Raw genomic sequence first — 25,359 nt, 5'->3', positions numbered from 1 at the left:
GGCTGCCACCCGCGGAAACGCAGATCGGGCCGCCCGCTGCTGCGGACGGCCCGATCCGGGAAAGCTGAGGTCAGTGACCGCTCTCGCTGTCGTGCTGCTCCGGGCGCGGCGAGTGGTCGATGCCGACCGGCACCTGGACGGTGACCGGGCCCGCCTTCTCGAACACGAAGGTCACCGGGATGGTCACGCCGGGGGTGATGTCCTGCTTGAACCCGTTCAGCGTGATCTGCACCTGGCGACCGCCGGCGGCCTCGACCTGCGCCTTCTGCTCGGCGGAGGCGCCGGTGGCGTGCAGCGCGGTGCGGCTGGGCAGGGTGGTGTCCCCGCCGATGGTGGCCGGCGCGGTGGTGTAGGTGCTGGTGACCTCGACGAGCTTGTCGTTCTCGCCCTCGTTGGCCAGCACCGCCTCCAGCGGGGCGGAGGAACCGGCCGGGTAGACCGTGCCGGTGGTCGGGAAGGTGAACATGGCGTTGCGGATGGCGATGTCCTGGACATCACCGTTACCGCCGTTCACGGCGGCGACCTGGGTGTCGGTCTCGGTCACCTGACCGGCACTGCACCCAGCGAGGGCGACGACGGCGCCGAGCCCGATTGCGGCCGGGATCAACCGCAGGCGGACGGCCTTGTGGTGCTGAGGGCGGCTCACGGTTGCAGCGTCCTTCCTGATTGCCGGACAACCAGGTGGAGCTTAATCCCCCGCTCGCGCGGGGGTGCTCCAGGGTCTTGCCGACCTACGCATCGGCGGGTGACCGGAGGCGGCGCGCGTTCGCCCGACATTGATGTCCATTGTGGACGATTTCAGTGGGCCGAAAGGTCCCGCCTTGCACGTTCGGGTGCCCTTTGTCAACCCCAGTCCACGGCCTGACCTGCGATTACGGATGGTGGGGCGTCGAGGGCGAGTTGCCCGGCGTGGTAAAGTGGGCATAGCGAAAGGGGCAGAGGACACATGGTTTTCAAGGTCGGAGAGACCGTCGTCTACCCGCATCACGGTGCCGCGCTCATCGAAGCAATCGAGACTCGTGTGATCAAGGGCGAGGAGAAGCAGTACCTCGTCCTCAAGGTCGCGCAGGGCGACCTGACCGTGCGCGTCCCCGCGGACAACGCCGAGATCGTCGGCGTCCGGGACGTGGTCGGCCAGGAGGGTCTCGATCGGGTCTTCGACGTGCTGCGGGCTCCGCACACCGAAGAGCCCACGAACTGGTCTCGACGGTACAAGGCCAACCTGGAGAAGCTCGCCTCCGGCGATGTGAACAAGGTGGCCGAAGTGGTGCGCGACCTCTGGCGACGCGAGAAGGATCGTGGCCTGTCCGCAGGCGAGAAGCGAATGCTGGCGAAAGCCCGTCAGATCCTGGTCAGCGAGTTGGCGCTGGCCGAGGGCACTGACGAGGGCAAAGCGGAAACCCTGCTGGACGAAGTCCTCGCCACCGCGGTTTGATCATCGGGAACGGACGGGCGTGAGCGTAGTCGCGCTGGTCCCCGCGGCTGGTCGCGGGGTGCGCTTGGGGTTGGGGATGCCCAAGGCGCTGGTTCCGGTGAACGGTGAGTCGTTGTTGTTGCGCGCGGTCCGCGGCCTGCTGGCCGCGGGCTGCGTGCAGCACGTCGTCGTGGCGGCCCCGCCCGACCAGGTCGAGCTGGTGGCCGCAGAGCTGGCCGAGCTCCCGGCCGCGCACGTGGTGCCCGGGGGATCGGAGCGGACCGATTCGGTGCGCCTCGCGCTCGACGTCGTCGAGCAGGTCGCGCCGGAGGCGCGGGTCGTGCTGGTGCACGACGCCGCGCGTGCTTTCACCCCGGCGTCGGTGATCCAGGACGTCGTGCGGGCGGTCGAGCAGGGCGCGCCCGCGGTGATCCCGGTGCTGCCGGTCTCGGACACCATCAAGCGGGTCGACGAGGCCGGTGACGTCGTCTCGACAGTGGACCGCGCCGAGCTCCGGGCCGTCCAGACCCCGCAGGGCTTCGCCATCGACGTGCTGCGCGAGGCCTACGCGGCGGCCGGTGACATCGCCACGGACGACGCGGGGCTCGTGGAGCGGATCGGCGGCAAGGTGCACACCGTGGCGGGGCACCCGAACGCCCTGAAGATCACCACCGCGTTCGACCTGGCCATCGCCGAGTCGGTGCTGGCCGCGGGAGCCCCGCAGAGCACTGGAGAACTCGCGTGACCGAACTGCTTCCCCGCGTCGGCCAGGGCGTCGACGTCCACCCGGTCGAACCCGGCCGCGACTGCTGGGTCGCCGGGCTGCACTGGCCGGGCGTGGACGGCTGCGCCGGGCACTCCGACGGCGACGTCGCCTCGCACGCGCTGTGCGACGCGCTGCTGTCGGCGGCCGGGCTGGGCGACCTCGGCGCGGTGTTCGGCACCGACGACGACCGCTGGGCGGGCGCGCACGGGGTGGACTTCCTGGCCGAAGTGCGAGACCGCGTCGCAGCGGCCGGTTTTCGCATCGGCAACGCGACGGTGCAGGTGATCGGCAACGCGCCGCGCATCGGCAAGCGCCGCGAGGAGGCGCAGCAGGCGCTCTCGGCGGCGATCGGGGCGCCGGTGTCGGTGGCCGGCACCACCTCCGACGGCCTCGGCCTCACCGGCCGCGGCGAGGGCATCGCCGCGATCGCCACGGCTCTGGTCCTCCCTGCGTCCTGACCGCTGTCACCCGGGTGAACGTCAGTTCCGCGCGAGATCGGCACCGCCCCGGATGACGGGAGGTCCGCCGAGTTCGGAACCCCGAGTAACGGGTGGGTAGCCGGGCGTGACGGGTTGGCGGAGTCGGGGAAAACTCAGGGGTCGCGATCTGGAATGCCGGGGTCGGTGCGCGCCATGCTCGATGCATGGTGATCGAGCGGAACCGGTGGGTGCGTCGGCTGCTCGTGGTGCAGCCGGTGGTGGTGTGGCCAGTGTCGTTCGTGCTGTGGTCCGGGGGCGGCGGGCTCGGGCTGGCGCTGGCGGTGTTCCTGCTGTGGGTGAGCGCGGCGGTCTGCGTCGCGGGCATCGTCGTCCCGATGCGCGGTCAGGAGACCCGGCGCTGCTGATCGTTGCCGGATTTCCCGTTCCGGCAGAACTGGTGGTGCAACGCGGGTGAGCTTGACCGCATGTCGGTGCTGAGGCGGTCCGGCGCGCTTACCTTGGGCCACGTGACTCTGCGCGCGGTGCTCTTCGACTTCTCCGGCACGCTTTTCCGCCTCGAGGAAGATCCGTCCTGGTACGCCGACCTCACCGACGCCGACGGCGCCCCGTTCGACCTGGCCGCCCAGGCCGAGATCATGCGCCGGATGACCGCGCCCACCGGGCAGGTCGTCCAGCTCGACGCCGAGTACCAGCACGCCTGGGACAACCGGGACCTCGACCCCGAGCTGCACCGCAAGGTCTACGTGGAGGTGCTGCGCAGCTCAGGGGTGCGCGACGGCCAGGCCGAGGGGCTGTACAAGCGGCTGATCGACCCGGACTACTGGACCGAGTACCCGGACGCGGCCGAGGTGCTGCGCCGCCTGCACGAGTCCGGCGTGAAGGTCGGCGTGATCAGCAACATCGCCTTCGACATCCGTCCCGCGTTCGAGCGGATCGGTGTCACCCGGTACGTCGACGAGTTCCTGCTGTCCTACCTCGAAGGCGTGATCAAGCCGGACGCGAAGATCTTCCTGCGCGCCTGCGAGCGGCTCGGCGTGGCGCCGGAGGAGGCGCTGATGGTCGGGGACAGCGAGGAGGCCGACGGCGGGGCCGCCGCGGTCGGCTGCCAGGTCGCGATCGTGGAACCGACGCCCACCAGCCAGCGCCGCGACGGTCTGCTGACCGCCGTGGGCGACCTGCTGCGCTGACCGTCACTGCGCTCTTGACGCGACCGCCCCTGTCGTGATTGGGCCCGGACCGGCCCCCGTACCATCGGGGTTGTGAGCCTGCACCTGCATGACACCGCGACCCGCACGACGCGCGAGTTCCACCCGCGCTGCGACGGAGTGGCGTCGATCTACGTCTGTGGTGCCACCGTGCAGGGCGTCCCCCACGTCGGCCACGTCCGCAGCGGCCTGAACTTCGACGTGCTCCGCCGCTGGTTGCAGCACCACGGCTACGACGCGCGCCTGGTCCGCAACGTGACCGACATCGACGACAAGATCCTCACCAAGGCCGCCGAGGCCGGCCGGCCCTGGTGGGAGTGGGCCGCCACGCACGAGCGCGCCTTCGAGCGCGCCTACGACCAGCTCGGCTGCCTGCCGCCGTCGGCGCTGCCCCGCGCGACCGGGCACGTCACGCAGATGATCGACCTGATCCAGCGCCTGATCGACAAGGGCCACGCCTACGCGGCGGGCGGCGACGTCTACTTCTCGGTCGCCTCCTACGCCGACCACTACGGCAAGCTGTCCGGGCAGCGCCTCGACGAGGTGCAGCAGGGCGAGACGCTGGCCAGCGGCAAGCAGGACCCGCGCGACTTCACGCTGTGGAAGGGCGCCAAGCCGGGCGAGCCGAGCTGGCCGACGCCGTGGGGCAACGGCCGACCGGGCTGGCACCTGGAGTGCTCGGCGATGGCCACCTTCTACCTGGGCGGCGAGTTCGACATCCACGGCGGCGGCCTCGACCTGGTCTTCCCGCACCACGAGAACGAGCTGGCGCAGTCCAACGCGGCCGGGGACGGCTTCGCCCAGTACTGGATGCACAACGCCTGGGTGACGATGAGCGGCGAGAAGATGTCGAAGTCGCTCGGCAACGTGCTGTCCATCCCGGAGGTGCTGAAGCGGGCCCGCGCGGCCGAGCTGCGGTACTACCTGGTCACCCCGCACTACCGGTCCACCATCGAGTTCTCCGAGGCGGGCCTGTCCGAGGCGGTGGCCACCTACCGCCGCATCGAGTCGTTCGTGCGGCGGGTCGGGCAGCGGGCCGGTGCCGTCGAGCACGGCGAGGTGACGGCGGAGTTCGCCGCGGCCATGGACGACGACCTGTCCACGCCGCAGGCGATCGCGGCGGTGCACAACGTGGTCCGCGAGGGCAACGCGGCGCTGGACCGGGGCGACGACGAGTCGGCCCGCAGCGCGGCGGCGTCCGTGCGGGCGATGACCGACGTGCTCGGGCTGGACCCGCTGTCCGAGCAGTGGGCCGAGGACTCCGGCGCGGACGACGCCGCGCAGCGCGCGCTCGGCGACCTGGTGGAGGCCATGCTGGAGCAGCGCAAGCAGGCCCGCGCGGAGCGCGACTTCGCCACCGCGGACCTGCTGCGCGACCGGCTGCAGGCCAGCGGGATTGCCGTCGAGGACACCCCCGACGGTCCGATGTGGACATTGAAAGACGGGTAACACGTGGCTGGCAACGACAAGCGCCGCGGCGGCATGCGCAAGTCCAACAAGAAGGGCATGGTCGTCGGTTCCGGCGGGCAGCGACGCAGGGGCCTGCGCGGCAAGGGCCCGACGCCGAAGGCGGAGGACCGCGTCAGCCACCCCGCGAAGCGGCGCGCGGACGCGCGCGCGAAGGCCGAGCAGCAGCGCGCGAAGCGCCAGGCGGCGGCGGAGTCGCAGCCGGAGCTGGTGTGCGGGCGGAACCCGGTGGTGGAGTGCATCCGAGCGGGTGTGCCCGCGAGCGGGCTGTTCGTCGCGCAGGGCATCGACATCGACGACCGGGTCACCGAAGCGGTCCGGGAGGCGAAGTCGCGCGGCATCTCGGTGGTCGACGTGCCGCGCGTCGAGCTGGACCGGATGACGAACAACGCGATGCACCAGGGCCTCGCGCTCCAGGTGCCGCAGTTCAAGTACGCGCACCCGGAGGACGTGCTGCAGGCGGCGCGGGACTCCGGCCTGCCGCCGCTGATCGTGGCGCTCGACGGGGTCACCGACCCGCGCAACCTCGGTGCGGTGATCCGCTCGGCGGCGGCCTTCGGCGCGCACGGCGTGATCGTGCCGCAGCGCCGCAGCGCCGGGATCACGGCCGTGGCCTGGCGCACCAGCGCGGGCACCGCGGCCAAGCTCCCGGTGGCCAAGGCGGTGAACCTGACCCGGACGCTGAAGGACCTCAAGAGCGAGGGCCTGATGGTGATCGGCCTCGACGCGGACTCCGACGTGACCTCGGACGAGCTGGAGCTGGCCACCGGCCCGCTGGTGGTCGTCGTGGGCTCCGAGGGGCGCGGCCTGTCCCGCCTGGTCCGCGAGACCTGCGACCAGACGGTCTCCATCCCGATGGCGGCGGGGGTCGAGTCCCTCAACGCCTCGGTCGCCGCGGGCGTGGTCCTCTCCGAGGTCGCCCGCCGCCGCCGGATCCGCTGAGCCTCCCGTGAGCACTTTGCGGGGCTATGGCACCGCAAAGTGCTCACGGGCGATGACCTGCCGAAACACTCCCCGGGCCGAAGCAGGGGCGGTGGTCGGCGTCCCTACTGGTGCTGGCTGAAGATGGTGTCGAAGGTCAGGGCCGAGGACAGGACCATGCTCAGCAGGGGGTCCTGGAGCGGGCGGTAGATCTGCAGGACGTAGTTGTCCGCCGTGGTGAAGGCCGCCTTGGCCAGGCCCTGCCAGGTCTTGGTGATCTTGCCGACCTCCTGGTCCGCGTGGTCGAGGACCTTGATGTCCCAGGCGCGCAGGTTCTCCGCCTGCAGGCCGCCGATGCGCTGGCCGCCGATCTCGAAGTCGAAGCGGGCCTTGCCCCAGAAGTTCGCCAGCCGGATGTCGCCGATCGGCGACTGGTCCGGGCGCTGCACGTGGACGGTGCCCTTCCACAGGGTCGCCGGGCGGGTCAGCAGCAGGACCGGGCGGCCGGTGACGTCCCGGATCTCCAGCTTGACCGTCATCAGCGAGTCGAGCTTGGTGAACGCCCGCAGCGCCTTCTGCGCACCGCTCTGGCCGATCTGCACGACCGAGCCGATCTGGCGCCCGTGCTGGTCGTAGATGGCGTACTCGTTCGACATCTCGATCAGCTTCGCCTGCTGGTTGATCACCAGCACCGGCTCGGTGAACAGGGTTCCGCCGCCACCGGCGACCGGGCCGCCGACCGCCGCGCGCTGCTGGACCTGCTGCTGGATCGACGCGGCGTTGCCGGTGCCGCCCACGGACAGCTCCGCGACGGAGGCGTCGCCCTGCGGCGGCGGGGCCGGTGCTTGGGCGGGCTGGACGTGCGGGGTCCACTGGCGGCCGTCCCACCAGCGGACGTAGCGCTGATCTGCCTGGTCCGGGTACCAGCCTGGCGGGGGTGCGTTCATGGGGCCCAGGCTAGGTGATCGGCGCGGCCGCCGTCCGCGGTTCCGCCCAGCGCGCGAACTTGTTTTGCCTGGTCAGGACAAAGAGGACGTTCTGACCCGGTCCGTTTCGGCTCGGTGACGTTCCGGGCTCGGCTAGAGTCCGAGCAGCAATGCTCCCAGGGGAGGCGAGGGCCTCCCGCACCCCGAGGCCCCGATGTCGTTCGCAAGTCCCCTGTTCCTCTGGTACTTCCTGCCGGCCGTGCTGGCGGCGGTGCTGATCGCCCCGCGCACCGGGCGCAACGCCGTGGTCGCGGTGGCCAGCCTGCTGTTCTACGCCAGCGGCGCGGGCGGCACGACGCTGCTGCTGCTGGCGTGCATCGTGGTGAACTACTTCGCCGGGCTGCGGCTGGAACCGGTCGAGTGGGGCTTCGAGCGGACCCGGCGGCGGTGGGTGCTGATCGGCACGGTGTCGTTCAACCTGGCGATCCTGGCGGTGTGGAAGTACGCCGGGTTCGCCACCGAGCAGCTGGCGGTGCTCAGCAGCTGGTTCGGCGGCGACTTCCCGGTGCTGGAGCTGGCGCTGCCGATCGGCATCTCCTTCTACACGTTCCACCACATCTCCTACGTGGTGGACATCTACCGCGGCGAGCGGCCCGCGCTGCGCAACCCGGTCTCGTTCGTCACCTACATCGCGATGTTCCCGCAGCTGGTGGCCGGTCCGATCGTGCGCTACCGGGAGATCGCCGACCAGCTGCCGCAGCAGCGCACGCACCGGCTCGACGACATCGCGGCGGGCTTCCCGCGCTTCGCGTGGGGGCTGACGAAGAAGGTCGTCATCGCCGACACGCTGGCGCCGATGGTGGACGCCTGCTTCGCGACCCCGGACGAGGACATGACGTTCGCGATCGCCTGGCTCGGCGCGATCGGCTACGCGATGCAGCTGTACTTCGACTTCTCCGGCTACTCGGACATGGCGATCGGGCTGGGCCGGATGCTGGGGTTCCGGCTGCCGGAGAACTTCGCCCGGCCGTACTCGTCGGTGACCGTCACGGAGTTCTGGCGCCGCTGGCACATGTCGCTGTCGCGCTGGTTCCGGGACTACGTCTACATCCCGCTCGGCGGCAACCGCGGCGGCCAGGCCCGCACCTACCGGAACCTGGCGATCATCTTCGTGCTGACCGGCTTCTGGCACGGCGCGGCCTGGACGTACCTGGTGTGGGGCCTGTTCCACGGCCTGCTGCTGGTGGTGGAGCGGGCGTTCGGCTGGGCGCACGCCCCGACCGACCGCCGCGCCCGCCTGGCCCGCCGCGCGCTGACGATGCTGCTGGTGGTGATCGGCTGGGTGTTCTTCCGCGCCCCGGACCTGAGCAGCGCGTTCGCGATGCTGGGGCACATGCTGGTCCCGGACCTCGACGGCCTGACCGACATCGTGGCGGCCTCGGTGACCAACCAGCGAGTGGTGTTCCTGCTGCTGGCCCTGGTGGTGGTCTTCCTCCCGGCGAACGCGGGCACCGGCCCCTTCCTGGAGTCGGTCCGCACCCGCCAGGCCTACGCGTTGCGCATCGCGGTCCTGACCGCGGGCCTCGGCTACTCCGGGCTGCTGGTCGCCACCGGCTCGTTCAGCCCCTTCCTGTACTACCAGTTCTGAGGTGTTTGACTTTCTACCCGTGGGAAGGGGCGACGCTCGGGTCGGTGTGATCTGTGCGCTGGGATCGCGGGGCGTGCGAACCCCAGCGGGTCGGTGGCCGTCTTCCGATGGAGCAGTTCAACCGGTCAACCCGACGGAGGGGGTCCGAAGTGACCAGCACGCTTGTCGCCGGCGCCGCAACGCACCAGGGCGGACGGGAGATCAACCAGGACGCCGTGGTCGTCGGCGACGGGTTGTTCGGGCTCGCGGACGGGGTGGGCGGGCTGTCGAGCGGGGAGGTCGCCAGCAAGCTCGCGCTCGACGCGCTGAAGGCGGACTTCGCCACCGACCGCAGCGCCGACGGCCTCGTGCACGCCTGCCAGCAGGCCAACCGGGCGGTGCTGAGACGCGCGGACCGGGAGGAGGTCACGATGGGGACCACGCTGGTCGCCGTGGCGGTGACCTCGGACGCCGGTGTCGTGGCCGCGCACGTGGGCGATTCGCGGCTGTACCGGCTCCGGAACGGGCGCCTGGACGGGCTGACCCGCGATCACACCGTCATCGCGGAGCTGCTGCGCGCGGGAGCGGTCAGCGAGGCGGCAGCCGACGAGCACCCGCACCGGAACGTGCTCACCCGGGCGATCGGGGTCGGTCCGGAGGTCGACGTCGACCGCATCGAGCTGTCCTGCCAGCCGGGGGACCGGCTGCTGCTCTGCTCGGACGGGTTGTTCAAGACGCTGGCCACCGAGGAGATCGAGGAGGTCCTGGGCTCGGAGCCGAATCCCCAGGAGGCCGCGGACCAGCTCGTCGCGGCTGCGGTGGAGCAGCACGCCGACGACAACGTCAGCGCCGTGGTGGTCAACGTCGAGTAGGTCGTGAGTGCGAAAACCGGTTGGAGCCGGTTTTCGCACTCACGACCGTGCAACCCGCTGCAACGGTTGCACCGGGCCTGCGACCGGCGTGTGCTGGGGCCATGCGTGCTGCGGTGTACCGGGGGCGGGAAGAGCTGGTCGTCGAGGACGTGCCGGAGCCGACCTGCGCGGCCGGGCAGATCAAGGTGAAGGTCGGGCACAACGGGATCTGCGGCACCGACCTGCACGAGTACTACGCGGGGCCGATCTTCGTCCCGACCGAGCCGCACCCGCTCACCGGGTACCGGCTGCCGCTCACCGTCGGCCACGAGTTCTCCGGGACCGTCGTGGAGGTGGGCGCGGACGTGTTCGACGTCGCGGTGGGCGAGCACGTCGCGATCGAGCCGGTCTACCGCTGCGGGACGTGCCCGCCGTGCCTGGCCGGGCACTACAACATCTGCCGCCAGATCGGGTTCCACGGGTTGATGGCGCCCGGCGGGATGGCCGAGTACTCGGTGGTGCCGTCGTGGATGGCGCACCGGCTGCCGGAGTCCGTCGGGCCCGAGCTCGGGGCGCTGGTCGAGCCGATGTCGGTGGCCTACCACGCGGTGCGGCTCGGCGAGGTCGGTCCGGGCGGCAGCGCGGTGATCTTCGGCGCGGGGCCGATCGGGATCGGCATCTGGTTCGCGCTGCGCGGCATCGGCGTCGAGGACATCACCGTGGTCGAGCCGTCGGAGACGCGGCGGGCGGCGATCGCCGGGCTCGGCGCGACCGACGTGGTGGATCCGGCGAGGGCGGACCCGGCCACCCACGTCATGCAGCGCACCGGCGGGCGCGGTGCCGACGCCGCTTTCGACGCCGCGGGGGTGGCGGGCAGCGTGGCGGCCGGGATGTCCTGCCTGGGGGCGCGCAAGCGGCTGATCGCGGTGGCGATCTACGAGCACCCGATCGACACCGAGCTGCTCAAGCTGGTGATGAACGAGACCGCGATCCAGGGCTCGCTCTGCTACACCGCGGAGGACTACCGGGCGGTGATCGACCTGATGGCGCGCGGCCACTACGACACCACCGGCTGGGTCGAGCACGTGCCGCTGGAGCAGGTCGTCGAGGAGGGGTTCGCCGCGCTGCGCGCCGGGCGGAAGATGAAGGTGCTGGTCGATCCTTGAGTTTTCGGCCGGTCGCGGTGCGTGGCCGGATAACGTTGGGGTGTGTCGCGGCAGAAGAACCTCCCCCCGGTCCACGAGGCGTGGTTGCCGCGGGAGCACCCGCTGCACCGGCCGCGGCACGGCAGGCGGCAGCTCGCGGCGCTGGTGTGCGCCGTGCTGTTCTTCACCGCGCCCCTGGTCAGCTGGGTCTTCGGGGCTCGTCCGGCGCAGCTGGAGAACCGGCCGCTGGCGGCGTTCCCGAGCGTCACCGACGGCTGGGGGTTCTTCACCGGCCTGAACGCCTGGGCCACCGACCACCTGCCGTTCCGGCGGCAGGCCGTGCAGTCGGTGGACGCGCTCAGCCGCGGGGTCTTCGGCGAGCCCGCGCGGTTGGACGGCGGATCGCACACCTCGCCGGTGGGCGCCGGGCAGGTCGACGAGAAGCCGCAGATCGACGAGAACGTGTTCCCCGCGGTCATCGAGGGCAAGGGCGGCTGGCTCTTCCTGGGGCACGACGTGTCCTACCGGTGCGTGCCGAAGCGCTCGCTGGACGAGGTGATCGCCGGGCTGCGCCGCTGGCGCTCGGTGGTCGAGGCGTCCGGGCGGAAGTTCCAGCTGGTCATCGCACCGGACAAGTCCACTGTGTACCCGGAGAACATGCCGGACGACTACGCGGGCGAGGACTGCTCGACGCGGGCCCGCGAGGAGTTCTGGAAGCGGGTTCCGCGCGAGACGGGCGCTTTGGACATGCGCACCCAGCTGCGCGACGTCGCGGCCCGCAACCAGCGGCCGATCTACCACGACATCGACACGCACTGGACGCACGAGGGCGGCATCACGATGGCCTACCAGCTCGCCGAACGGCTGGCGCCGGGGACGACGAGCACCTGGAAGGTCCGGCCGTCGCGGCAGTACCCGCACAGCGCGGACATCCCGGACCTGCTGGGGCAGGACCGCACCGTGCCGATCCAGGCGTACTCGCTGGCCCCGGACGGCAGCGACGTGGACAACACCCAGTTCAAGCCGAGCGACTTCCACGAGCCGCTGCACCTGGGATCGCCGCCGAAGCCGGGCATGATCACCAAGCCGATGCGGATGGTGGGCGACTCGTTCACCCAGTTCGCCAGCCCGTACCTGGCGGCGACGTTCACCGACCTGACGATCGTGCACCCGGACCAGGTCGCGGTGGACCCGGCGGCGACGGGCCAGCTCCTGGCCGAAGGCGAAGTGGTGACCTTCGAGCTCTCCGAGCGCTTCGTCGCCGGAGGCCGCTACCCGATGCTCGACCCCGCGGTCGCGGACCGGGTCGGCGCGATCCTCGCCGCCCACCCGGTCCGCTGACTAGTCAGGTGCACGCATCATTTCCGCAGGTGGCGGCCCGTGAGCACTTCGTGGCGCTATAGCACCACGAAGTGCGCACGGGACTTGACCAGCGGATCAGCGGGTGACCGGGGTGAAGTCGCGGGAGGCGATGAACTCCGGGCGGGGGCGACTCGCCGCGAACGGTTCGGTCAGGGCGTTCTCCACGCTGTTGAACACGATGAAGATGTTCGAGCGGGGGAACGGCGTGATGTTGTTGCCCGAGCCGTGCATGCAGTTCGAGTCGAACCACAGGGCCGAGCCCGCCGGGCCGGTGAACTGCTCCACACCGTGCTCGTAGGCCAGCCGCGTGATGTCGTCCTCGGCGGGCACCCCGATGCGCTGCTCCTTGAGGGACGACTTGTAGTTGTCCTCCGGCGTCTCGCCCACGCAGGACACGAACGTCCGGTGCGAGCCCGGCATGATCATCAGACCGCCGTTGAACGGGTAGTTGTCCGTCAGGGCGATCGAGACGCTGACCGCGCGCATCGCGGGCATGCCGTCCTCGGCGTGCCAGGTCTCGAAGTCGGAGTGCCAGTAGAAGCCGGTACCCCGGTAGCCGGGCATGTAGTTGATCCGGCTCTGGTGCACGTACACGTCGGAGCCGAGGATCTGCCGGGCCCGGTCGAGCACCCGCGGGTCGCGGGCCAGCTCGGCGATCAGGTCGCTGATCTTGTGCACTTCGAAGATCGAGCGGACCTCGTCCGACGACCGCTCCACGATGGTGCGCTCGTCCGCGCGGACCCGCGGGTCGCTGGTGAGCCGCTCCAGCTCCTGCCAGTAGGTCTGCACCTCAGCCGGGGACAGCAGCCCCTCCACCACGTGGAAACCCTTGGCCTCGTGCGCGCGGAGCTCCTCCGCGCTGGCCGGGCCCGCGTCCACCCCGGGCCACACGGTGGGGTCGGTCCGGTCGATCAGGGCCGACGAAGCGCCCACCCGCGTCGGGTAGCGGTCCTGGGTGCTGAGATCAGCGACGGTCATGGGTTGCGCCTCCTTCGCGAATTCCCGCCGGAGCGGCTGGTGCCAACGGCACCGCCGCCATTTCTCGGTTCCTCGGTTAGAAGCGGCGCACGCGCGGTGCGCCCGCAAGCCCCCGCGTCGCCAGGCGGGGGAGACCAGTGATGCGCGTGGCGGGTAACCATCCAGGGTTACCCGCCACGCGCGCAGAACAAGCCGTCAGACCATCAGTTGGTCGCGGCCGCCTCGTCCTCCTCGACGATCAGCGGGTACACGCCGTTCTCGTCGTGCACCTCACGACCGGTGACCGGGGGGTTGAACACGCAGACGGTCTTCATCTCGGTGCGCGGGCGGACCTGGTGCTTGTCGGCGTTGTTGAGCACGTAGATCGAACCCGGCCGGAGCTGGTGCACCTCACCGGTGGCCTTGTTCTCCACCTCGCCCTCGCCGGAGACGATGAACACGGCCTCGATGTGGTTGGCGTACCAGAAGTCGTTCACCGTGCCGGCGTAGAGCGTGGTCTCGTGCACCGAGAAGCCGAGCTTGTCCTTGGCCAGGATGATCCGCTTGCTGCGCCAGTTCTCCTGCTTGATGTCGGCATCGGTGTCCTCGATTTCCGACAGGTGCCGGACGATCACGTTTCCTCCAAAGAAGTTCTCAGTTCGAATGCGCGCCGGTCACGCCGACCGGCACCGCCGCAGGTTCTCAGAGGCGCCCTCGCCGGGACAGCCCCGGAACGGGTGGTGAGAGCGCCTCCGAGCTCCGCGGCTGGATCAGGCCAGCACCTCGCGGACCGAGTCGCGGATGATCTGCAGCCCCTTCTCGAGCTCGTCGTCCGAGATGGTCAGCGGCGGCATGATCTTCAGGACCTCGCTGGACGGACCGGAGGTCTCCACCAGCAGCTTGCGGTCGAAGGCGGCCTTGGAGACCTTGCCCGCCACGTTGAGGTCGTCGAAGCCGATGCCGCGCGCCAGGCCGCGGCCCTTGGCGATGGCCCAGCCGTGCTCGGCGGCGATCTCCTCCAGCACCGCGCCGACCCGCTCGCCCTTGGCGATGGTCGACTTCTGCAGCGAGTCGTCGGCCCAGTACTGCTTCAGCGCCTCGGTGGCGGTGATGAACGCCGGGCTGTTGCCGCGGAAGGTGCCGTTGTGCTCGCCCGGCTCCCACACGTCGTGCTCCGGCTTGATCAGCGTCAGCGCCATCGGCAGGCCGTAGCCGCCGATCGACTTCGACAGGCAGACGATGTCGGGCTGGATACCGGCCTCTTCGAAGCTGAAGAACGGGCCGGTGCGGCCGCAGCCCATCTGCACGTCGTCGACGATCATCAGCATGCCGTGCTTCTGGCACAGGTCGTAGAGCCCGCGCAGCCACTCCGGCCGGGACGAGTTGATGCCGCCCTCGCCCTGCAGCGTCTCGACGATGACCGCGGCCGGCTCGTTGAGGCCGCTGCCGCTGTCCTCGAGCATCTTCTCGAAGTACAGGAAGTCGGGGACCTGGCCGTCGAAGTAGTCGTCGTAGGGCATCGGCGTGGCGTGCACCAGCGGGATGCCCGCGCCGCCGCGCTTCATCGAGTTGCCGGTGACCGACAGCGAGCCCAGCGTCATGCCGTGGAAGGCGTTGGTGAAGCTGATGATCGACTCGCGGCCGGTGATCTTGCGGACCAGCTTCAGCGCCGACTCCACCGAGTTGGTGCCGGTCGGGCCGGGGAACTGGACCTTGTAGTTCAGCCCGCGCGGCTCGAGGACGTTCTGCTGGAAGGTCCGCAGGAACTCGCCCTTGGCGACGGTGGACTGGTCGAGGGCGTGGGTGACGCCGTCGCGCTCCAGGTAGTCGAGGAGCTTGCGTTTCAGCGCCGGGTTGTTGTGCCCGTAGTTGAGCGCCCCCGCGCCGGCGAAGAAGTCCAGGTAGGCGGTGCCGTCCTGGTCGTAGAGGTAGCTGCCGGAGGCGCGGTCGAACACCGTCGGCCACGTTCGGCAGTAGCTGCGGACTTCGGATTCCAGGGTTGCGAAGATGTCGTTCACGATCCTCCGTTCGTGCCGGGCAGCGCACTGCGGGCGCGCCTCGGCAGCAGGCAAGATTTCGTGCGTCAGCGGTCGGTTGCGGCCGCGACGGCGGGGGCCGCCGCGAACGGTCCGATGCGGTACAGGTCCTCCCCCAGGTGCGCATCCGGGAACAGGTCGGCGGTGAACAGCTCGCTGCGCCGCAGTTCCGCCGAGCGGGTGCGCGCCAGCGCGGTGAACAGCTTGATCGATGCTGCGTTGTCCGGGGTGATCGTCGTCTCCAGGTACCGGATGCCGCGCGGCTGCACGCGGTCCACCAGGTGCCCCAGGAGCCGACTGGCCACGCCACCACCGCGCTGGGAGGCATCGACGGCGATCTGCCACACCACCAGGGTGTCCGGGGCGTCCGGCCGGATGTACCCGGTCACGAAGCCCACGACCGCACCGTCGATGCGCGCCACCGCGGAGGTCTGCGCGAAGTCCCGGCACCACAACAGATATGCGTAGGACGAGTTCACATCGAGCACCCCCGAATCGCAGGTGATCCGGTAGAGCTCAGGGCCGTCCGCGACGACCGGAGCGTCGATCTCCAACCGCCCGGCTGAACCGCTTCCGCCATTCCGCTCGTCGATGTTATGGCTCGGTTTGTCGCCGGTCATGCTTTGTCAACTTAACAGAACATCCGTAACGCGTCAGGCTCGCGATGCGATAACCACTCGTCTACCAGGCGAGACGCGATTTTACACGTGATAAGCACTACAGAAACGTTGATTTCTTATCCGGCGTGGTGCTAATCGCGCGTCGCGCGCATTGTCGATCAATGCATTCGCGCGTGCTCTGACCTGCGGAAACGTTGAATTCCCGACCGTTCGGCGCGGGTCGGGAAGATGATTTTCGATAGCCGAAAAAACTGCTCGCGCGGGGGTGCGGAATCCAAACGCGAGCGGTCCGCCCGGGCGCTGTCGCGCACCCGGGCGGACCGTCGACCGCGCTACCGGATCTACACGCCCGCCACGGACTGGATCCAGTCGCGGTACTCGGTGATGTTGGTGTAGGCCGTGGTGCTCTGCCGGTCGCTGGTGGAGGCCACGCCGACCTGCACGTTCCCGGCGAACATCGGGCCGCCGGAGTCGCCGCCGGCCGGGATGCCGTCGCCGCGGCTCGCGCACACCGCGGTGCCGCCGCGGTAGTCGCTGCAGGCGATGTCGGTGACGTTCACGTCCGCGACCTTGAGGATCTGCGACTGGCACTGGATCTCCGGCCGGTCGGTGCAGGTCGCGCCCCAGCCGTAGGTCTGCACGGTCTGGCCGACCTGGACGTCGCCGACCGAGCCCAGCGGCGAGTACTCGGTCTGCACCGCGTGGTCGATGTTGACCAGGGCGAGGTCGGCGGTGTCGTGGATGACCACGCCGCCCGGCTTGGCGGTGGCCTTCTCGCCCTGCGTCTGGTCGACGTTGCCGATGTTGAAGCTCAGCGCACCGTCACCGGCGCCCTCCACGCAGTGCTGGGCGGTGAGGATCCACTCCGGGGCGATGATGGTGGCCGTGCAGGTCTCCTGGCCGTTGGTGAACAGCCGGGCGGCCCACGGCGCGCTGTCCACCTCCCGGCCGTCGATGATGTAGGGCTGGACGTCCGAGGCCTGGGTCTCGGCGGCCTGGGCCGGGGCGGTGAACGCCGCGGCGGCCAGCACGGCCCCGGCGACGCCTGCGAGGTTTCGAGCGAGCGACACGCTGATCTCCTTCGGTTCGCGAGGAACGCAGCTGATTCGAACCGAAAAGCACTCTTCACTCGTTCGAGTGATTTTGTCCATTTGTTGGACACAACTCGCCACATTAACGGCTACGCCGCGAAAATTGATCAAGGTGTTGACCCGGGAAAACCCCCGGATTCCCGGATTTCCCGCGGGCTGCCGATCGGGTGATCCGAGGATCGCCCGGACGCGCGAGATCGCAATCCCAGCGCAGTCCTAAGAGGACACTTAGGCTTCGCCTGTGATCAGAGCCACCCATTCGATCCTCGCCGCAGTCGCCGCGGCCGCTGCGATGGCCGTGGCCACCACGGGGCCGGTGGCGACCGCTCAGCAGGCCGCGGCCGAGAGCACGTTGCTGCAGCTGAACGTCACCGCCGTCCCGGAGGCGGGCGTCGGCGGCTTCAGCGGCGAGCTCGGTTCGGTGTCCGCGGATCCCGGTGACGAGCTCGGCTCGTGGAACCAGAGCGACCCCGAAGGCGTGCTGAGCCACGTCAACGGCTGGTACGGCGGCCCCACCCCGCCCGGCACCGACACCGCGCGGACTGCGGACAGCGCCGGATCGCGCGAGGCCAGCGCGTCCTGGAGCGGGTTCGGCATCTCCGCGACCGAAGGCGGCCCGAACCTGCTCAGCTTCGGCTCGCTGCACACCTGGGCCCGCTGCACCCAACCGCCGCTGACCAGCACCGAGGAGGCCTACGCGGCGACCGACTCGAACTCGATCTACCTCTTCGACGACGTGACCCGCCCGCTGCCCGCCGGTACCTCGACCGCGGAGACCACCGGCGCGCAGCTGGGGCTGTCCGGCATCGGCGAGGTGACGCTGACGACCGACGTGGCCCGGATCGAGGAGACGTGGGACCACGGCGCGCACGCGGCGATCCAGGTCCAGGTGCACGCGGTCATGCACGACGCGTCGGGCGCGGTCGTCTTCGACGGCGAGCTGATGGACGTGACGGCTGGCGACGTCCGCGTGGAGTGCGAGGCGGGCACCCCGCCGACGACCACGACGGAGCCGACTACGACGACGGAGCCGACCGCGACAACGGAACCGACCACGACAACCTCGGAGCCGCCGACCTCGTCGTCGGAGACCTCGGAGCCGCCGACGTCGACGAGCACCTCGGAGCCGACCTCCGGCGAGCCCACGACGTCCGGGCCGCCGACCTCCAGCACCGGTACCTGCCCGCCGCCGCCGACCTGCGACCAGCGGCCCTGTCCGGAGCCGCCGCCGAACTGCACCGAACCTCCGTGCGAGGAGCGGCCAGAATCGCCGGGTTGCGGCGAGCAGCCGGGGGGTGGGGGCTGGCCCGGCGGCGGTGGTGGCTGGTCCGGCGGTGAGCCGCCCGGCGGCTCCTGGCAGGACGTCGAGCACCTGGCCAAGACCGGTGTGCCGACCGGCGCGCTGAGCATCGCCGGTGCCGCGCTGCTCGCCGCGGGTGCTCTGCTCCTCGTGGTGCTGCGCAGGCGGGCCTAGCGCCCGCGCTCCCCGTCGCCCGACATGCCCCGGCGTGTCGGGCGACGGTCGTTTTTCGCGCCGCCTTCAGCTCCGCTGGCGGCGCAGTTCCAGGTACTCCTTGACGACCAGCACGATGATCGCCACGTCGAGCGCGGCGAGCAGCGGCAGCACGATCGAGCGGGTCTGCACCGCCCGGAGGATCTCGAAGAGCACGAACAGCCCCAGCGCTGCGGCGGCCACCGGGTACATCGGCAGGACCTTGCGCAGCAGCGCGATCACCAGCACGAGCTTGATCACGCCGTGCAGCAGCAGGTAGGCGATCACGAACGTGCGGTTGCCGTCGGCGAAGTGCCGCACCGCTTCCTCGAAGTGCCCGGCCAGCGGTCCGGTGGGCGGACCGACCAGGTCGCGGGTGACGACCGCGTGCGCGAGCCGCGTGACGGCCTCCGGCGGCACGAAGATCAGCAGGATCCCGCCGAGCAGCTGCACCGCTCCGTCGAGCCCCTTGAGCAGGACGGCGCCCAGGAAGAACTTGTCGGTCAGCGTGGTCGGCTCGCGCACCGATCCATCATGCGCGCGCTGATCCGGCTCGGCCGGGCTGCAGCTGCTTGGTCAGGAAGACGCTGTTGGGGTCGGGGCGGTAGTCCGCGAACGGCTCGCAGGGCGTGAACCCGTGCTTGGCGTAGAGGTGGCGGGCGGGGGCGAAGAAGTCGAACGAGCCGGTTTCCAGGCTCAGCCGGGAGAACCCGCGCTGCTGGGCCGCTTCCGTGATGTGCACCAGCAGGCGGGACGCCAGGCCGCGGTTCTGGTGCGCCGGGGCGATCCGCATCGACTTCAGCTCGGCGTGGTCGGCGTCCAGCTCCTTGAGCGCTCCGCAGCCGACCACGGTGCCGCCGTCGCGCATCGACCAGAAGGTGATCTCGGGGCGGCGCAGCGCGTCCAGGTCGAGCGCGTGGGTGCTCTCCGGCGGGGAGACGGACTGGAGCTCCGCGACGTGGGCGGCGAGGAACTCCGCGATCTCCGGGCCGGTCAGGTCGTCGACGATGATCTCCACCAGTGCTCCGTTCGGCTGCGCCTCGGGTGATCGTCCGGGAACCGCGTTTCGGCGGGGAAACCGCGGCGTGACGGTCCCGTTTCCGCTGATCAGGGGTCGCGAGCGCTTTGTGGTGCTATAGCAACGGAAAACACTCACGACGCACCACCTGCGAAAACGGTCCAAAAATTGGTAAATACCACTTCGGTGGAGGTCTTGTATCCGCCTGCGCTGCTTGGCATAAAGGTTCCGATTGGTTTTCGCCGAATTCAATTCGATCCAGGACCAATTCTGCGACTGGTCCGGTCGAGAGGGGAGCAGCGCATGGTTGCTCGGATGAAACGCCTGCTCGGAGCCGGTCTGGCGGTGGCCTTCACCGCCGTGCTGCCGGTGTTCCCGGCTGCCGCGGACACCTCGGGCCCGGCGCCCGAGGCGGCCGCCAGCTGTCCGGTGAAGTCGAAACCGGAGGGCAAGGTCCTGCAGGGCTACTGGGAAAACTGGGACGGCGCGGTGAACGGGGTGCACCCGCCGTTCGGCTGGACGCCGATCACCAACCCGGAGATCGGCCAGCACGGCTACAACGTGCTCAACGCGGCCTTCCCGGTCATCCGCTCCGACGGCACCGTGCTGTGGGAGGACGGCATGGACAGCACCGTCAAGGTGGCCACGCCGGAGGAGATGTGCCAGGCCAAGGCCAACGGGATGACCATCCTGATGTCGATCGGCGGCGCGACGGCGGGCATCGACCTGTCCTCCAGCGCGGTCGCCGACCGGTTCGTCGAGACCATCGTGCCGATCCTCCAGGAGTACAACTTCGACGGCATCGACATCGACATCGAGACCGGCCTGACCAGCAGCGGCAACATCAACGAGCTGTCGCCGTCGCAGGCCAACCTGATCCGCATCATCGACGGCGTGCTGGCCCGGATGCCGGACAACTTCGGCCTGACGATGGCCCCGGAGACGGCGTACGTGACCGGCGGCAGCGTCCAGTACGGCTCGATCTGGGGCGCCTACCTGCCGATCGTGAAGAAGTACGCGGACAACGGCCGCCTCTGGTGGCTGAACATGCAGTACTACAACGGCAGCATGTACGGCTGCTCCGGCGACTCGTACCAGGCGGGCACCGTGGAGGGCTTCACGGTCCAGACGGACTGCCTGAACAACGGCCTGGTCGTCCAGGGCACGACGATCAAGGTCCCGTACGACAAGCAGGTCCCGGGCCTCCCGGCCCAGCCGGGCGCCGGTGGCGGCCACATGCCGCCGAACCTGGTGGCCCAGGCCTGGAACAACTACAACGGCGGCCTGAAGGGCCTGATGACCTGGTCCCTCAACTGGGACGGCTCCAAGAACTGGACCTTCGGCGACAACGTCAAGGCGCTGCAGGGCCGCTGATCCGGCGGTTTCGCGCGAAACCGCCCCGACAGCTCACCGGTCCGCGGTCGGCGTCCCGACCGCGGACCGGTGAGCTGTTCTTCCCGAGGCCGGTGGCGATCGATGTCGGCTGGGCTCGACGTTGTTCGCAGGCCGCCTTCGCGGATCCGGGGACACACCTTCGAGGGGTTCGCCTGCAAGATCGATGCCGTCGCGCCCGACGGCGAGATCACGGTTGCCGTCGCGCACCGACGGGATTCGGCCCGCCGTCGCGGCGTTGGGTGTGCTGCAGCTGACAGGTTGTTGGGGATTCGCCAAAACGCCTGGTCAGGTACCTTTGGAGCCGCTGAGGGGACTCGAACCCCTGACCGTCCGCTTACAAGGTCTCCGGTTCCTAGTTCACGTGAGTGCCTCACCGTGTCTTTGTGCTGGTCAATGCCATCGCTGAAACAGTGGGGGCGGGTGGCACGGGCGCGAACTGAGCCGGAAACTGAGCCGATCACATCGGGCGGCTAGGAGCGCGCGACCGTGCTGCTGGGTCCCGTTGCATAGCCCAGGCCTTTTCGTGACGTCTACGGCGATCTCAGCGCCTCTTGAGCGGGCCTCTGACGCTCAAGCGTCCTGTCGGCCTGAGGAAGATGGGGAACCTGCCGATCGACCGCCTGCGGCCCCGCTGGACCGTACTTGGGCGGGTTCAGGGAGCCACCCCCCACTGTTTCAGCCCCGGATTGAGTCGCTCTGGTGAGGGCGAATACCCGTACTGCGGGGGACACCGACTCCCTCGATGTCCCCGGATCTGCCGGAATTTATGCAGGTCAAAGCCTATGCGGGGACTCCGGGGACAGAAGGGACAACCCCTGTTGGAGCGAGCGAGCAGAAAGGTAGCGTGCCTGTACATGGAGCTAGCGCAGCGAGCAGCCGAGATCGCCGAACACTTCGTTGCGCCGCTCGGGCGAAGGTGGCTGCACGTTCAAGCAGTCGCTGCCCGCGCGGCCGAGCTGAGCCCAGCTGTCCCGCCGCAGGATCGAGACGTTCTCGTCGCAGCCGCGTGGCTGCACGACATTGGCTACTCGCCGGAGATCGGGCACACGCACTTCCACCCGCTCGATGGCGCTCGGTGGCTCCAGAAGCAGGGCTGGTCGGCCGAGGTGGTGAACCTCGTCGCGCACCACTCGGGAGCCCGATTCGAGGCTGCGGAACGGGGCATGTCGCAGGAACTGGCCGAATTCCCGTTCGAGGATTCCCCACTGCTGGATGCGCTTGTCGCGGCAGATCTCACGACGGGGCCGGGAGGCGAGCGGTACAGCTACGCCGAGCGAATCGACGAAATCCTCAGCCGCTACGCCCCCGACGACCCGGTGCACCGGACATGGGTCAAGGCTCGGCCTGTTCTCGCGGAAGCGGTTGACCGAACCGCGAAGCGGCTAGCTGAAGTTCAGCCGAGGTAAGGCGCGCTCCGCGATTCGTCCAGGGCGTGGTCGATCCGGAGACGCATGGACGGGTGGATGTTGAGGCGATCGAGGTCCGTTGGCGAAACCCAGCGGACCTCCTTCGTTTCGTTCCCATCTTCCCGAGGTTGTCCGCCGATCCACCGGCAGGCGAAACAGAGCGAGAATTGCTGCCGCACTTCGCCATCGTCGTATGCCATGACGTGGTTCGGGTTCGTGTAAACGCCGGTGAGGCGGAGGACTTCGACGTCGAGGCCGGTTTCTTCCTTGACCTCGCGAACCACGGTTTCTGTGATGTACTCGCCAGCATCGTGTCCGCCTCCGGGAATTGCCCAGCGGTCGTTGTCAATCTTGTGGATCAGCAGGATTTCGCCAGCGTCGTTGCGGATTGCCGCCGTGACGGACGGGACGACGGAGTTGGCTGCTGGGGCGTTGGGGTCGTTGAAGTAGTCTACGCGGGCCATGAATACTCCTCAGATGGTGTCGGGCGTGGCTTTTTGCCAGACTCGCTCGAATGAATTCATGTAGTGGTCCCACATCTGTCCTTGTGGGACTCGACGCAGATGCATCACCGGATTTTCGCCAGCAAGAGCACCGTACGCGTGGCCGTTGACCAAGAGCTGGTCGTCGAATCGGTAGAGCGAGTTGTAAAGGATGGTGCTGTGTGTGCGGACTTCCACATTCGGCAGATCTGAGACCTTGCTGAGGTAGCGGCGCATCATCTGGATCCGCCCTTCAAGGCCGCCTGTCGTGCCTTCTTCGATCGCGCGTTGAATGACAGTGTCGGAAGTCTCGTCTCCGACGATGAACCGGAATGCGACTCCCTTCTCTGATTTTCTCCTGATGATGGGAAGGATGTTGTGCTGTTCGACGAGGAATTGCCCGCTGAAGACGAGTACCTCCATGTGCTCCTGGACGCCGGAAATCAACTCTTCCCACAGGGCGAATGGTACCGAGGATCGTGAAGGGTAGATGTGAACGATTTCGGTATCTTCGTTCGGTTTCGTGTACAGGTCATTTGCCAGCGAAGGCCAGAGCTGCACTTCGTCAGTCTTGACGAGTTCCGCGACTTTGCGACGTGTGCGACGGTGTGGCACGCGTTCGAGGCTGATCCAGCGCTCGACGGTCTTCGTGTCGACCTCGACTTGCTGTGCGAGCTCCTGGAGCGTGAAACCAGCGGCGCGTAGCGCGGCTCGCAGTCTCTCGTTGGCCATCCCCACCCCCAGGGACGTTTCAAGGACGATTTCGGGACGTTCTCAGGACGATATATAGCGGGAAGGACGTCTTCAAGCGACTCGGGAAGATCCGTTGGAACGTCCGCTGGCCTGCCGTGAACTGGAGTCACGCAGGACGGAGCCCCCGAACTCCGGTGAACGACGCGGAGTGTCGCGGGGCGAACCAACGGAGGGCAGCATGGCGAAGAACTCGTTGCCGATCATGCCGAAGGCTGGCGGCGGAACGTTGTCGAAGGCGCTCTGGACGCTGGTCGTCGTCGCGCTCGTGGTGTTGGTGGTCAAGTACCCGAGCGACGCGGCCACGTTCGTGCAGAACGCAGCCGACCTGATCGGAAGGGCCGTCGAGGGACTCGTGGCGTTCTTCCGGGGCGTAGCGCGGTAACCGGTCATCGAGCTGAGCGGGGTAGCCGCTCCTCGATGGCAGCCAGGCGGGTGTTCACTTCGTCGAGCCGATTCAGGATCTCGGAGAGAACGCCCTGGGTGTCGGACGGATCCATCGTGTCTGCCGCGGGCGCTTCGGGGAGGACCTGTCTGACCCAGGAGCCTTCGCCCTGGCGGCTCGCGATCAGCGATTCGTTTCGCAGCACTCCCAAGGCGCTTTTCACGGTGCCCACTGCCACCCCGTACTCCTCGGCGAGCTCCGCGTGCTTTGGAAGTCGGGCACCTGGGGGGAGAACGCCGTTCCTGATGGCGGCGCGCAAGTCGTCGGCAACTTGCTGGAACGGCGGACGAGGGTCATCTGGATCGACTTTTCCCATGTCAAAGAGGGTACTAGGGGACGCAAGCTAGGCCATATAGGTGACATAGCTTTGACTAGGTTGGCTAGGTTGTCTAACGTTGCCCATGTCCCACCGCTCCCAAGGGAGCCGGGAAGCAAGAAAGCCCCGACCGGTGCGGCAACACCAGCCGGGGCGCACATCGAGGTTGGAGATCCGATGCACATCGAGAGTAACGCGTTCTACCGCGTGAAGGCGGTGGCCGAGATGTTGGACGTCTCGGTGAACACGATCTACCGGGCGATCGACGCCGGGGAGATCAAGGCCCTGAAGTTCGGGAGCACCCTGCGCATCTCCGGCTCCGCGCTGAACGAGTACCTCAAGAGCGCGCAGGCCACCAACGAGATCGAGGGGGTGGCCTGACGATGCGCTCGAACATGTCGCTGGCGTCGGAGCTGGTCCTGGAGTCGGAGTTGTCCGACCTGGAGTTGTTGTCCCAGGCGCTGCAGGAGGCGCAGGACGCCCACGCCCGCGGTCTGATCGGCGGGCCGGGTCTGGACGAGCTGCAGCTGGAGCGGGCGGCCCGGCGGGCCCGCAAGGCCGACACGAAGCGGTTGCTGAACACCCGGATCCCGGCTGAGGGGGCGATCGCGTGAGCGCCCTGGAGCGGATCGAGCGGGGAGACGCGCTCTACCAGTTGCTGACCCAGCTGCCCGCCGGTGGGCACCCGGAGTGCGCCGAGACCGACCCGGAGACCTTCTTCCCGGAGCGCGGCGAGGTGCACAAGGTGGCCGTGGCCAGGGAGATCTGCGCCCGCTGCCCGATCCGGCCGTCGTGCCTGGCGGTGGCGCTCCGCTCTCGCGACAAGGGCATCTGGGGTGGCCTGACCGAGGAGGAGCGGCGGAAGGTCCGCCGTCGTCAGCACCTGGTCGTGGTGCCGGGCACCGACGACGAGGTGGGGCGGGCGGCCGAGCGGGCGCTCGCGGCGATCGAGGACGTGACCGGGGGCCCGGTGCCGGGGTTGCGTCGGCACGTGCAGGACGTCCTGCGGTGGGCCGGGGACAACGGCGACAGCGACGCCGAGAGGGCCCGTGCGGTGCTGGTGGTGCTGCGCCCGGAGCTGGAGCGCATCGGCCTCGACGAGCTCGTCGAGGAGGTGGCGGCGTGATCGCGCACTTCGAGACCGCGGTGACGTTCGCGGCGGTGCTGCCGTCGCTGCCCTGATCACCGCTCTCTGAGCTGCCGTTTCCTGGATTTGAAGGGACTTTT

30 protein-coding genes are annotated in these 25,359 nt (G+C 69.1%); 18 read left to right on the top strand and 12 right to left on the bottom strand.

The annotated features are described in order from the left end of the window. Positions 1-70: 70 nt before the first annotated feature. Positions 71-646, bottom strand: a complete 576-nt coding sequence (locus F1721_RS25070; protein ID WP_246155287.1) for a copper chaperone PCu(A)C domain-containing protein — start codon at positions 644-646, stop codon at positions 71-73. Positions 647-946: 300 nt separating this feature from the next. Here F1721_RS25070 and F1721_RS25065 point away from each other — a divergent pair, with 300 nt between their 5' ends. From F1721_RS25065 to rlmB, 7 genes are all read left to right on the top strand, one after another. Further along, a complete protein-coding gene (locus tag F1721_RS25065) occupies positions 947-1,435 on the top strand; it encodes a CarD family transcriptional regulator (protein ID WP_009947449.1) in 489 nt (162 codons plus the stop codon). A 19-nt stretch (positions 1,436-1,454) separates the two neighbouring features. Further along, the gene (gene ispD, locus F1721_RS25060; protein WP_150069229.1) at positions 1,455-2,159 is read left to right on the top strand and encodes a 2-C-methyl-D-erythritol 4-phosphate cytidylyltransferase; all 705 of its coding nucleotides are present in this window, start codon (positions 1,455-1,457) and stop codon (positions 2,157-2,159) included. Next, positions 2,156-2,638, top strand: a complete 483-nt coding sequence (ispF, locus tag F1721_RS25055; RefSeq protein WP_211840613.1) for a 2-C-methyl-D-erythritol 2,4-cyclodiphosphate synthase — start codon at positions 2,156-2,158, stop codon at positions 2,636-2,638. Before ispD ends, ispF begins: the two co-directional genes overlap by 4 nt. A gap of 185 nt (positions 2,639-2,823) precedes the next feature. After that, positions 2,824-3,024 (top strand): hypothetical protein, encoded by a 201-nt coding sequence (locus F1721_RS25050; protein WP_150069228.1) that lies wholly within the window; start codon positions 2,824-2,826, stop codon positions 3,022-3,024. 102 nt (positions 3,025-3,126) lie between these two features. Beyond that, positions 3,127-3,807 carry an HAD family hydrolase gene (locus F1721_RS25045; RefSeq protein ID WP_150069227.1) on the top strand — a complete coding sequence of 227 codons (681 nt, stop codon included), beginning with the start codon at positions 3,127-3,129 and terminating at the stop codon, positions 3,805-3,807. Between the two features lie 72 nt (positions 3,808-3,879). Then, complete coding sequence (cysS, locus tag F1721_RS25040) at positions 3,880-5,274, top strand: cysteine--tRNA ligase (protein ID WP_150069226.1); 1,395 nt, start codon at positions 3,880-3,882, stop codon at positions 5,272-5,274. 3 nt (positions 5,275-5,277) lie between these two features. Continuing rightward, complete coding sequence (gene rlmB / locus F1721_RS25035) at positions 5,278-6,234, top strand: 23S rRNA (guanosine(2251)-2'-O)-methyltransferase RlmB (RefSeq protein WP_150069225.1); 957 nt, start codon at positions 5,278-5,280, stop codon at positions 6,232-6,234. Positions 6,235-6,338: 104 nt separating this feature from the next. On the opposite strand, the gene F1721_RS25030 is transcribed toward rlmB, so the two are convergent. Further along, entirely contained in the window at positions 6,339-7,160 is an 822-nt protein-coding gene (locus F1721_RS25030; protein ID WP_150069224.1) for a phospholipid scramblase-related protein, read from the bottom strand. A gap of 193 nt (positions 7,161-7,353) precedes the next feature. Here F1721_RS25030 and F1721_RS25025 point away from each other — a divergent pair, with 193 nt between their 5' ends. The 4 genes from F1721_RS25025 (at position 7,354) to F1721_RS25010 (ending at position 12,103) form a co-directional block, all read left to right on the top strand. Then, positions 7,354-8,787: an MBOAT family O-acyltransferase gene (locus tag F1721_RS25025; protein ID WP_150069223.1), complete on the top strand. Its 1,434-nt coding sequence runs from the start codon at positions 7,354-7,356 to the stop codon at positions 8,785-8,787. Between the two features lie 149 nt (positions 8,788-8,936). After that, positions 8,937-9,638 carry a PP2C family protein-serine/threonine phosphatase gene (locus tag F1721_RS25020; RefSeq protein WP_170301596.1) on the top strand — a complete coding sequence of 234 codons (702 nt, stop codon included), beginning with the start codon at positions 8,937-8,939 and terminating at the stop codon, positions 9,636-9,638. 101 nt (positions 9,639-9,739) lie between these two features. After that, on the top strand, positions 9,740-10,783 hold the full coding sequence (locus tag F1721_RS25015) for a 2,3-butanediol dehydrogenase (RefSeq protein ID WP_150069221.1): 1,044 nt from the start codon (positions 9,740-9,742) through the stop codon (positions 10,781-10,783). Between the two features lie 42 nt (positions 10,784-10,825). Next, positions 10,826-12,103: an alginate O-acetyltransferase AlgX-related protein gene (locus F1721_RS25010; protein ID WP_150069220.1), complete on the top strand. Its 1,278-nt coding sequence runs from the start codon at positions 10,826-10,828 to the stop codon at positions 12,101-12,103. 96 nt (positions 12,104-12,199) lie between these two features. Here the strand turns inward: F1721_RS25010 and thpD are convergent, their stop codons facing one another. From thpD to F1721_RS24985, 5 genes are all read right to left on the bottom strand, one after another. Next, positions 12,200-13,102, bottom strand: a complete 903-nt coding sequence (thpD, locus tag F1721_RS25005) for an ectoine hydroxylase (protein WP_150069219.1) — start codon at positions 13,100-13,102, stop codon at positions 12,200-12,202. 203 nt (positions 13,103-13,305) lie between these two features. Beyond that, a complete protein-coding gene (locus F1721_RS25000) occupies positions 13,306-13,716 on the bottom strand; it encodes an ectoine synthase (protein WP_150069218.1) in 411 nt (136 codons plus the stop codon). Between the two features lie 135 nt (positions 13,717-13,851). Then, positions 13,852-15,099, bottom strand: coding sequence for a diaminobutyrate--2-oxoglutarate transaminase (ectB, locus tag F1721_RS24995; RefSeq protein ID WP_150069217.1), 1,248 nt, complete (start codon positions 15,097-15,099; stop codon positions 13,852-13,854). 65 nt (positions 15,100-15,164) lie between these two features. Beyond that, positions 15,165-15,671, bottom strand: coding sequence for a diaminobutyrate acetyltransferase (gene ectA, locus F1721_RS24990; protein WP_387512673.1), 507 nt, complete (start codon positions 15,669-15,671; stop codon positions 15,165-15,167). Between the two features lie 407 nt (positions 15,672-16,078). Beyond that, positions 16,079-16,807 carry a S1 family peptidase gene (locus F1721_RS24985; RefSeq protein WP_150069215.1) on the bottom strand — a complete coding sequence of 243 codons (729 nt, stop codon included), beginning with the start codon at positions 16,805-16,807 and terminating at the stop codon, positions 16,079-16,081. 262 nt (positions 16,808-17,069) lie between these two features. Here F1721_RS24985 and F1721_RS24980 point away from each other — a divergent pair, with 262 nt between their 5' ends. Further along, positions 17,070-18,302 carry an LPXTG cell wall anchor domain-containing protein gene (locus F1721_RS24980; RefSeq protein ID WP_150069214.1) on the top strand — a complete coding sequence of 411 codons (1,233 nt, stop codon included), beginning with the start codon at positions 17,070-17,072 and terminating at the stop codon, positions 18,300-18,302. Positions 18,303-18,368: 66 nt separating this feature from the next. Here F1721_RS24980 and F1721_RS24975 read toward each other — a convergent pair whose 3' ends face one another. Both F1721_RS24975 and F1721_RS24970 read right to left on the bottom strand, forming a co-directional pair. Beyond that, positions 18,369-18,845, bottom strand: coding sequence for a DUF2127 domain-containing protein (locus F1721_RS24975; protein ID WP_150069213.1), 477 nt, complete (start codon positions 18,843-18,845; stop codon positions 18,369-18,371). A gap of 7 nt (positions 18,846-18,852) precedes the next feature. Beyond that, positions 18,853-19,338, bottom strand: coding sequence for a GNAT family N-acetyltransferase (locus tag F1721_RS24970; RefSeq protein WP_150069212.1), 486 nt, complete (start codon positions 19,336-19,338; stop codon positions 18,853-18,855). A 303-nt stretch (positions 19,339-19,641) separates the two neighbouring features. Between F1721_RS24970 and F1721_RS24965 the strand changes: the two genes are divergently transcribed. Continuing rightward, positions 19,642-20,712, top strand: a complete 1,071-nt coding sequence (locus tag F1721_RS24965) for a chitinase (protein ID WP_150069211.1) — start codon at positions 19,642-19,644, stop codon at positions 20,710-20,712. 617 nt (positions 20,713-21,329) lie between these two features. Further along, positions 21,330-22,139 carry an HD domain-containing protein gene (locus F1721_RS24960; RefSeq protein ID WP_342782944.1) on the top strand — a complete coding sequence of 270 codons (810 nt, stop codon included), beginning with the start codon at positions 21,330-21,332 and terminating at the stop codon, positions 22,137-22,139. Here the strand turns inward: F1721_RS24960 and F1721_RS24955 are convergent. Together F1721_RS24955 and F1721_RS24950 are read right to left on the bottom strand one after the other, a co-directional pair. Further along, positions 22,127-22,603 carry an NUDIX domain-containing protein gene (locus F1721_RS24955; protein ID WP_150069209.1) on the bottom strand — a complete coding sequence of 159 codons (477 nt, stop codon included), beginning with the start codon at positions 22,601-22,603 and terminating at the stop codon, positions 22,127-22,129. The two genes, F1721_RS24960 and F1721_RS24955, sit on opposite strands and share 13 nt — an antisense overlap. A gap of 9 nt (positions 22,604-22,612) precedes the next feature. Continuing rightward, the gene (locus F1721_RS24950) at positions 22,613-23,353 is read right to left on the bottom strand and encodes a helix-turn-helix domain-containing protein (RefSeq protein WP_150069208.1); all 741 of its coding nucleotides are present in this window, start codon (positions 23,351-23,353) and stop codon (positions 22,613-22,615) included. 199 nt (positions 23,354-23,552) lie between these two features. On the opposite strand from F1721_RS24950, the gene F1721_RS24945 reads away from it, so the two are divergent. Beyond that, entirely contained in the window at positions 23,553-23,756 is a 204-nt protein-coding gene (locus F1721_RS24945; protein ID WP_246155286.1) for a hypothetical protein, read from the top strand. Positions 23,757-23,760: 4 nt separating this feature from the next. Here the strand turns inward: F1721_RS24945 and F1721_RS24940 are convergent, their stop codons facing one another. Beyond that, positions 23,761-24,132 carry a GntR family transcriptional regulator gene (locus F1721_RS24940; RefSeq protein ID WP_150069207.1) on the bottom strand — a complete coding sequence of 124 codons (372 nt, stop codon included), beginning with the start codon at positions 24,130-24,132 and terminating at the stop codon, positions 23,761-23,763. Between the two features lie 177 nt (positions 24,133-24,309). On the opposite strand from F1721_RS24940, the gene F1721_RS24935 reads away from it, so the two are divergent. From F1721_RS24935 to F1721_RS34845, 3 genes are read left to right on the top strand one after another with little or no spacing between them, the layout of a single operon-like run. Continuing rightward, positions 24,310-24,513 (top strand): helix-turn-helix domain-containing protein, encoded by a 204-nt coding sequence (locus F1721_RS24935; protein ID WP_150069206.1) that lies wholly within the window; start codon positions 24,310-24,312, stop codon positions 24,511-24,513. A 2-nt stretch (positions 24,514-24,515) separates the two neighbouring features. Beyond that, on the top strand, positions 24,516-24,746 hold the full coding sequence (locus tag F1721_RS24930) for a hypothetical protein (protein WP_150069205.1): 231 nt from the start codon (positions 24,516-24,518) through the stop codon (positions 24,744-24,746). After that, the gene (locus F1721_RS34845; protein ID WP_211840611.1) at positions 24,743-25,258 is read left to right on the top strand and encodes a WhiB family transcriptional regulator; all 516 of its coding nucleotides are present in this window, start codon (positions 24,743-24,745) and stop codon (positions 25,256-25,258) included. The genes F1721_RS24930 and F1721_RS34845 overlap by 4 nt, the downstream gene beginning before the upstream one ends. The last annotated feature ends 101 nt before the right edge of the window (positions 25,259-25,359 follow it).

The organism is Saccharopolyspora hirsuta (genome assembly GCF_008630535.1).
GTDB classification, from domain to species: Bacteria; Actinomycetota; Actinomycetes; order Mycobacteriales; family Pseudonocardiaceae; genus Saccharopolyspora; species Saccharopolyspora hirsuta.
The sequence above is the reverse complement of the archived record's forward strand: the minus strand, read 5'-3'. Positions and strand labels throughout refer to the sequence as shown.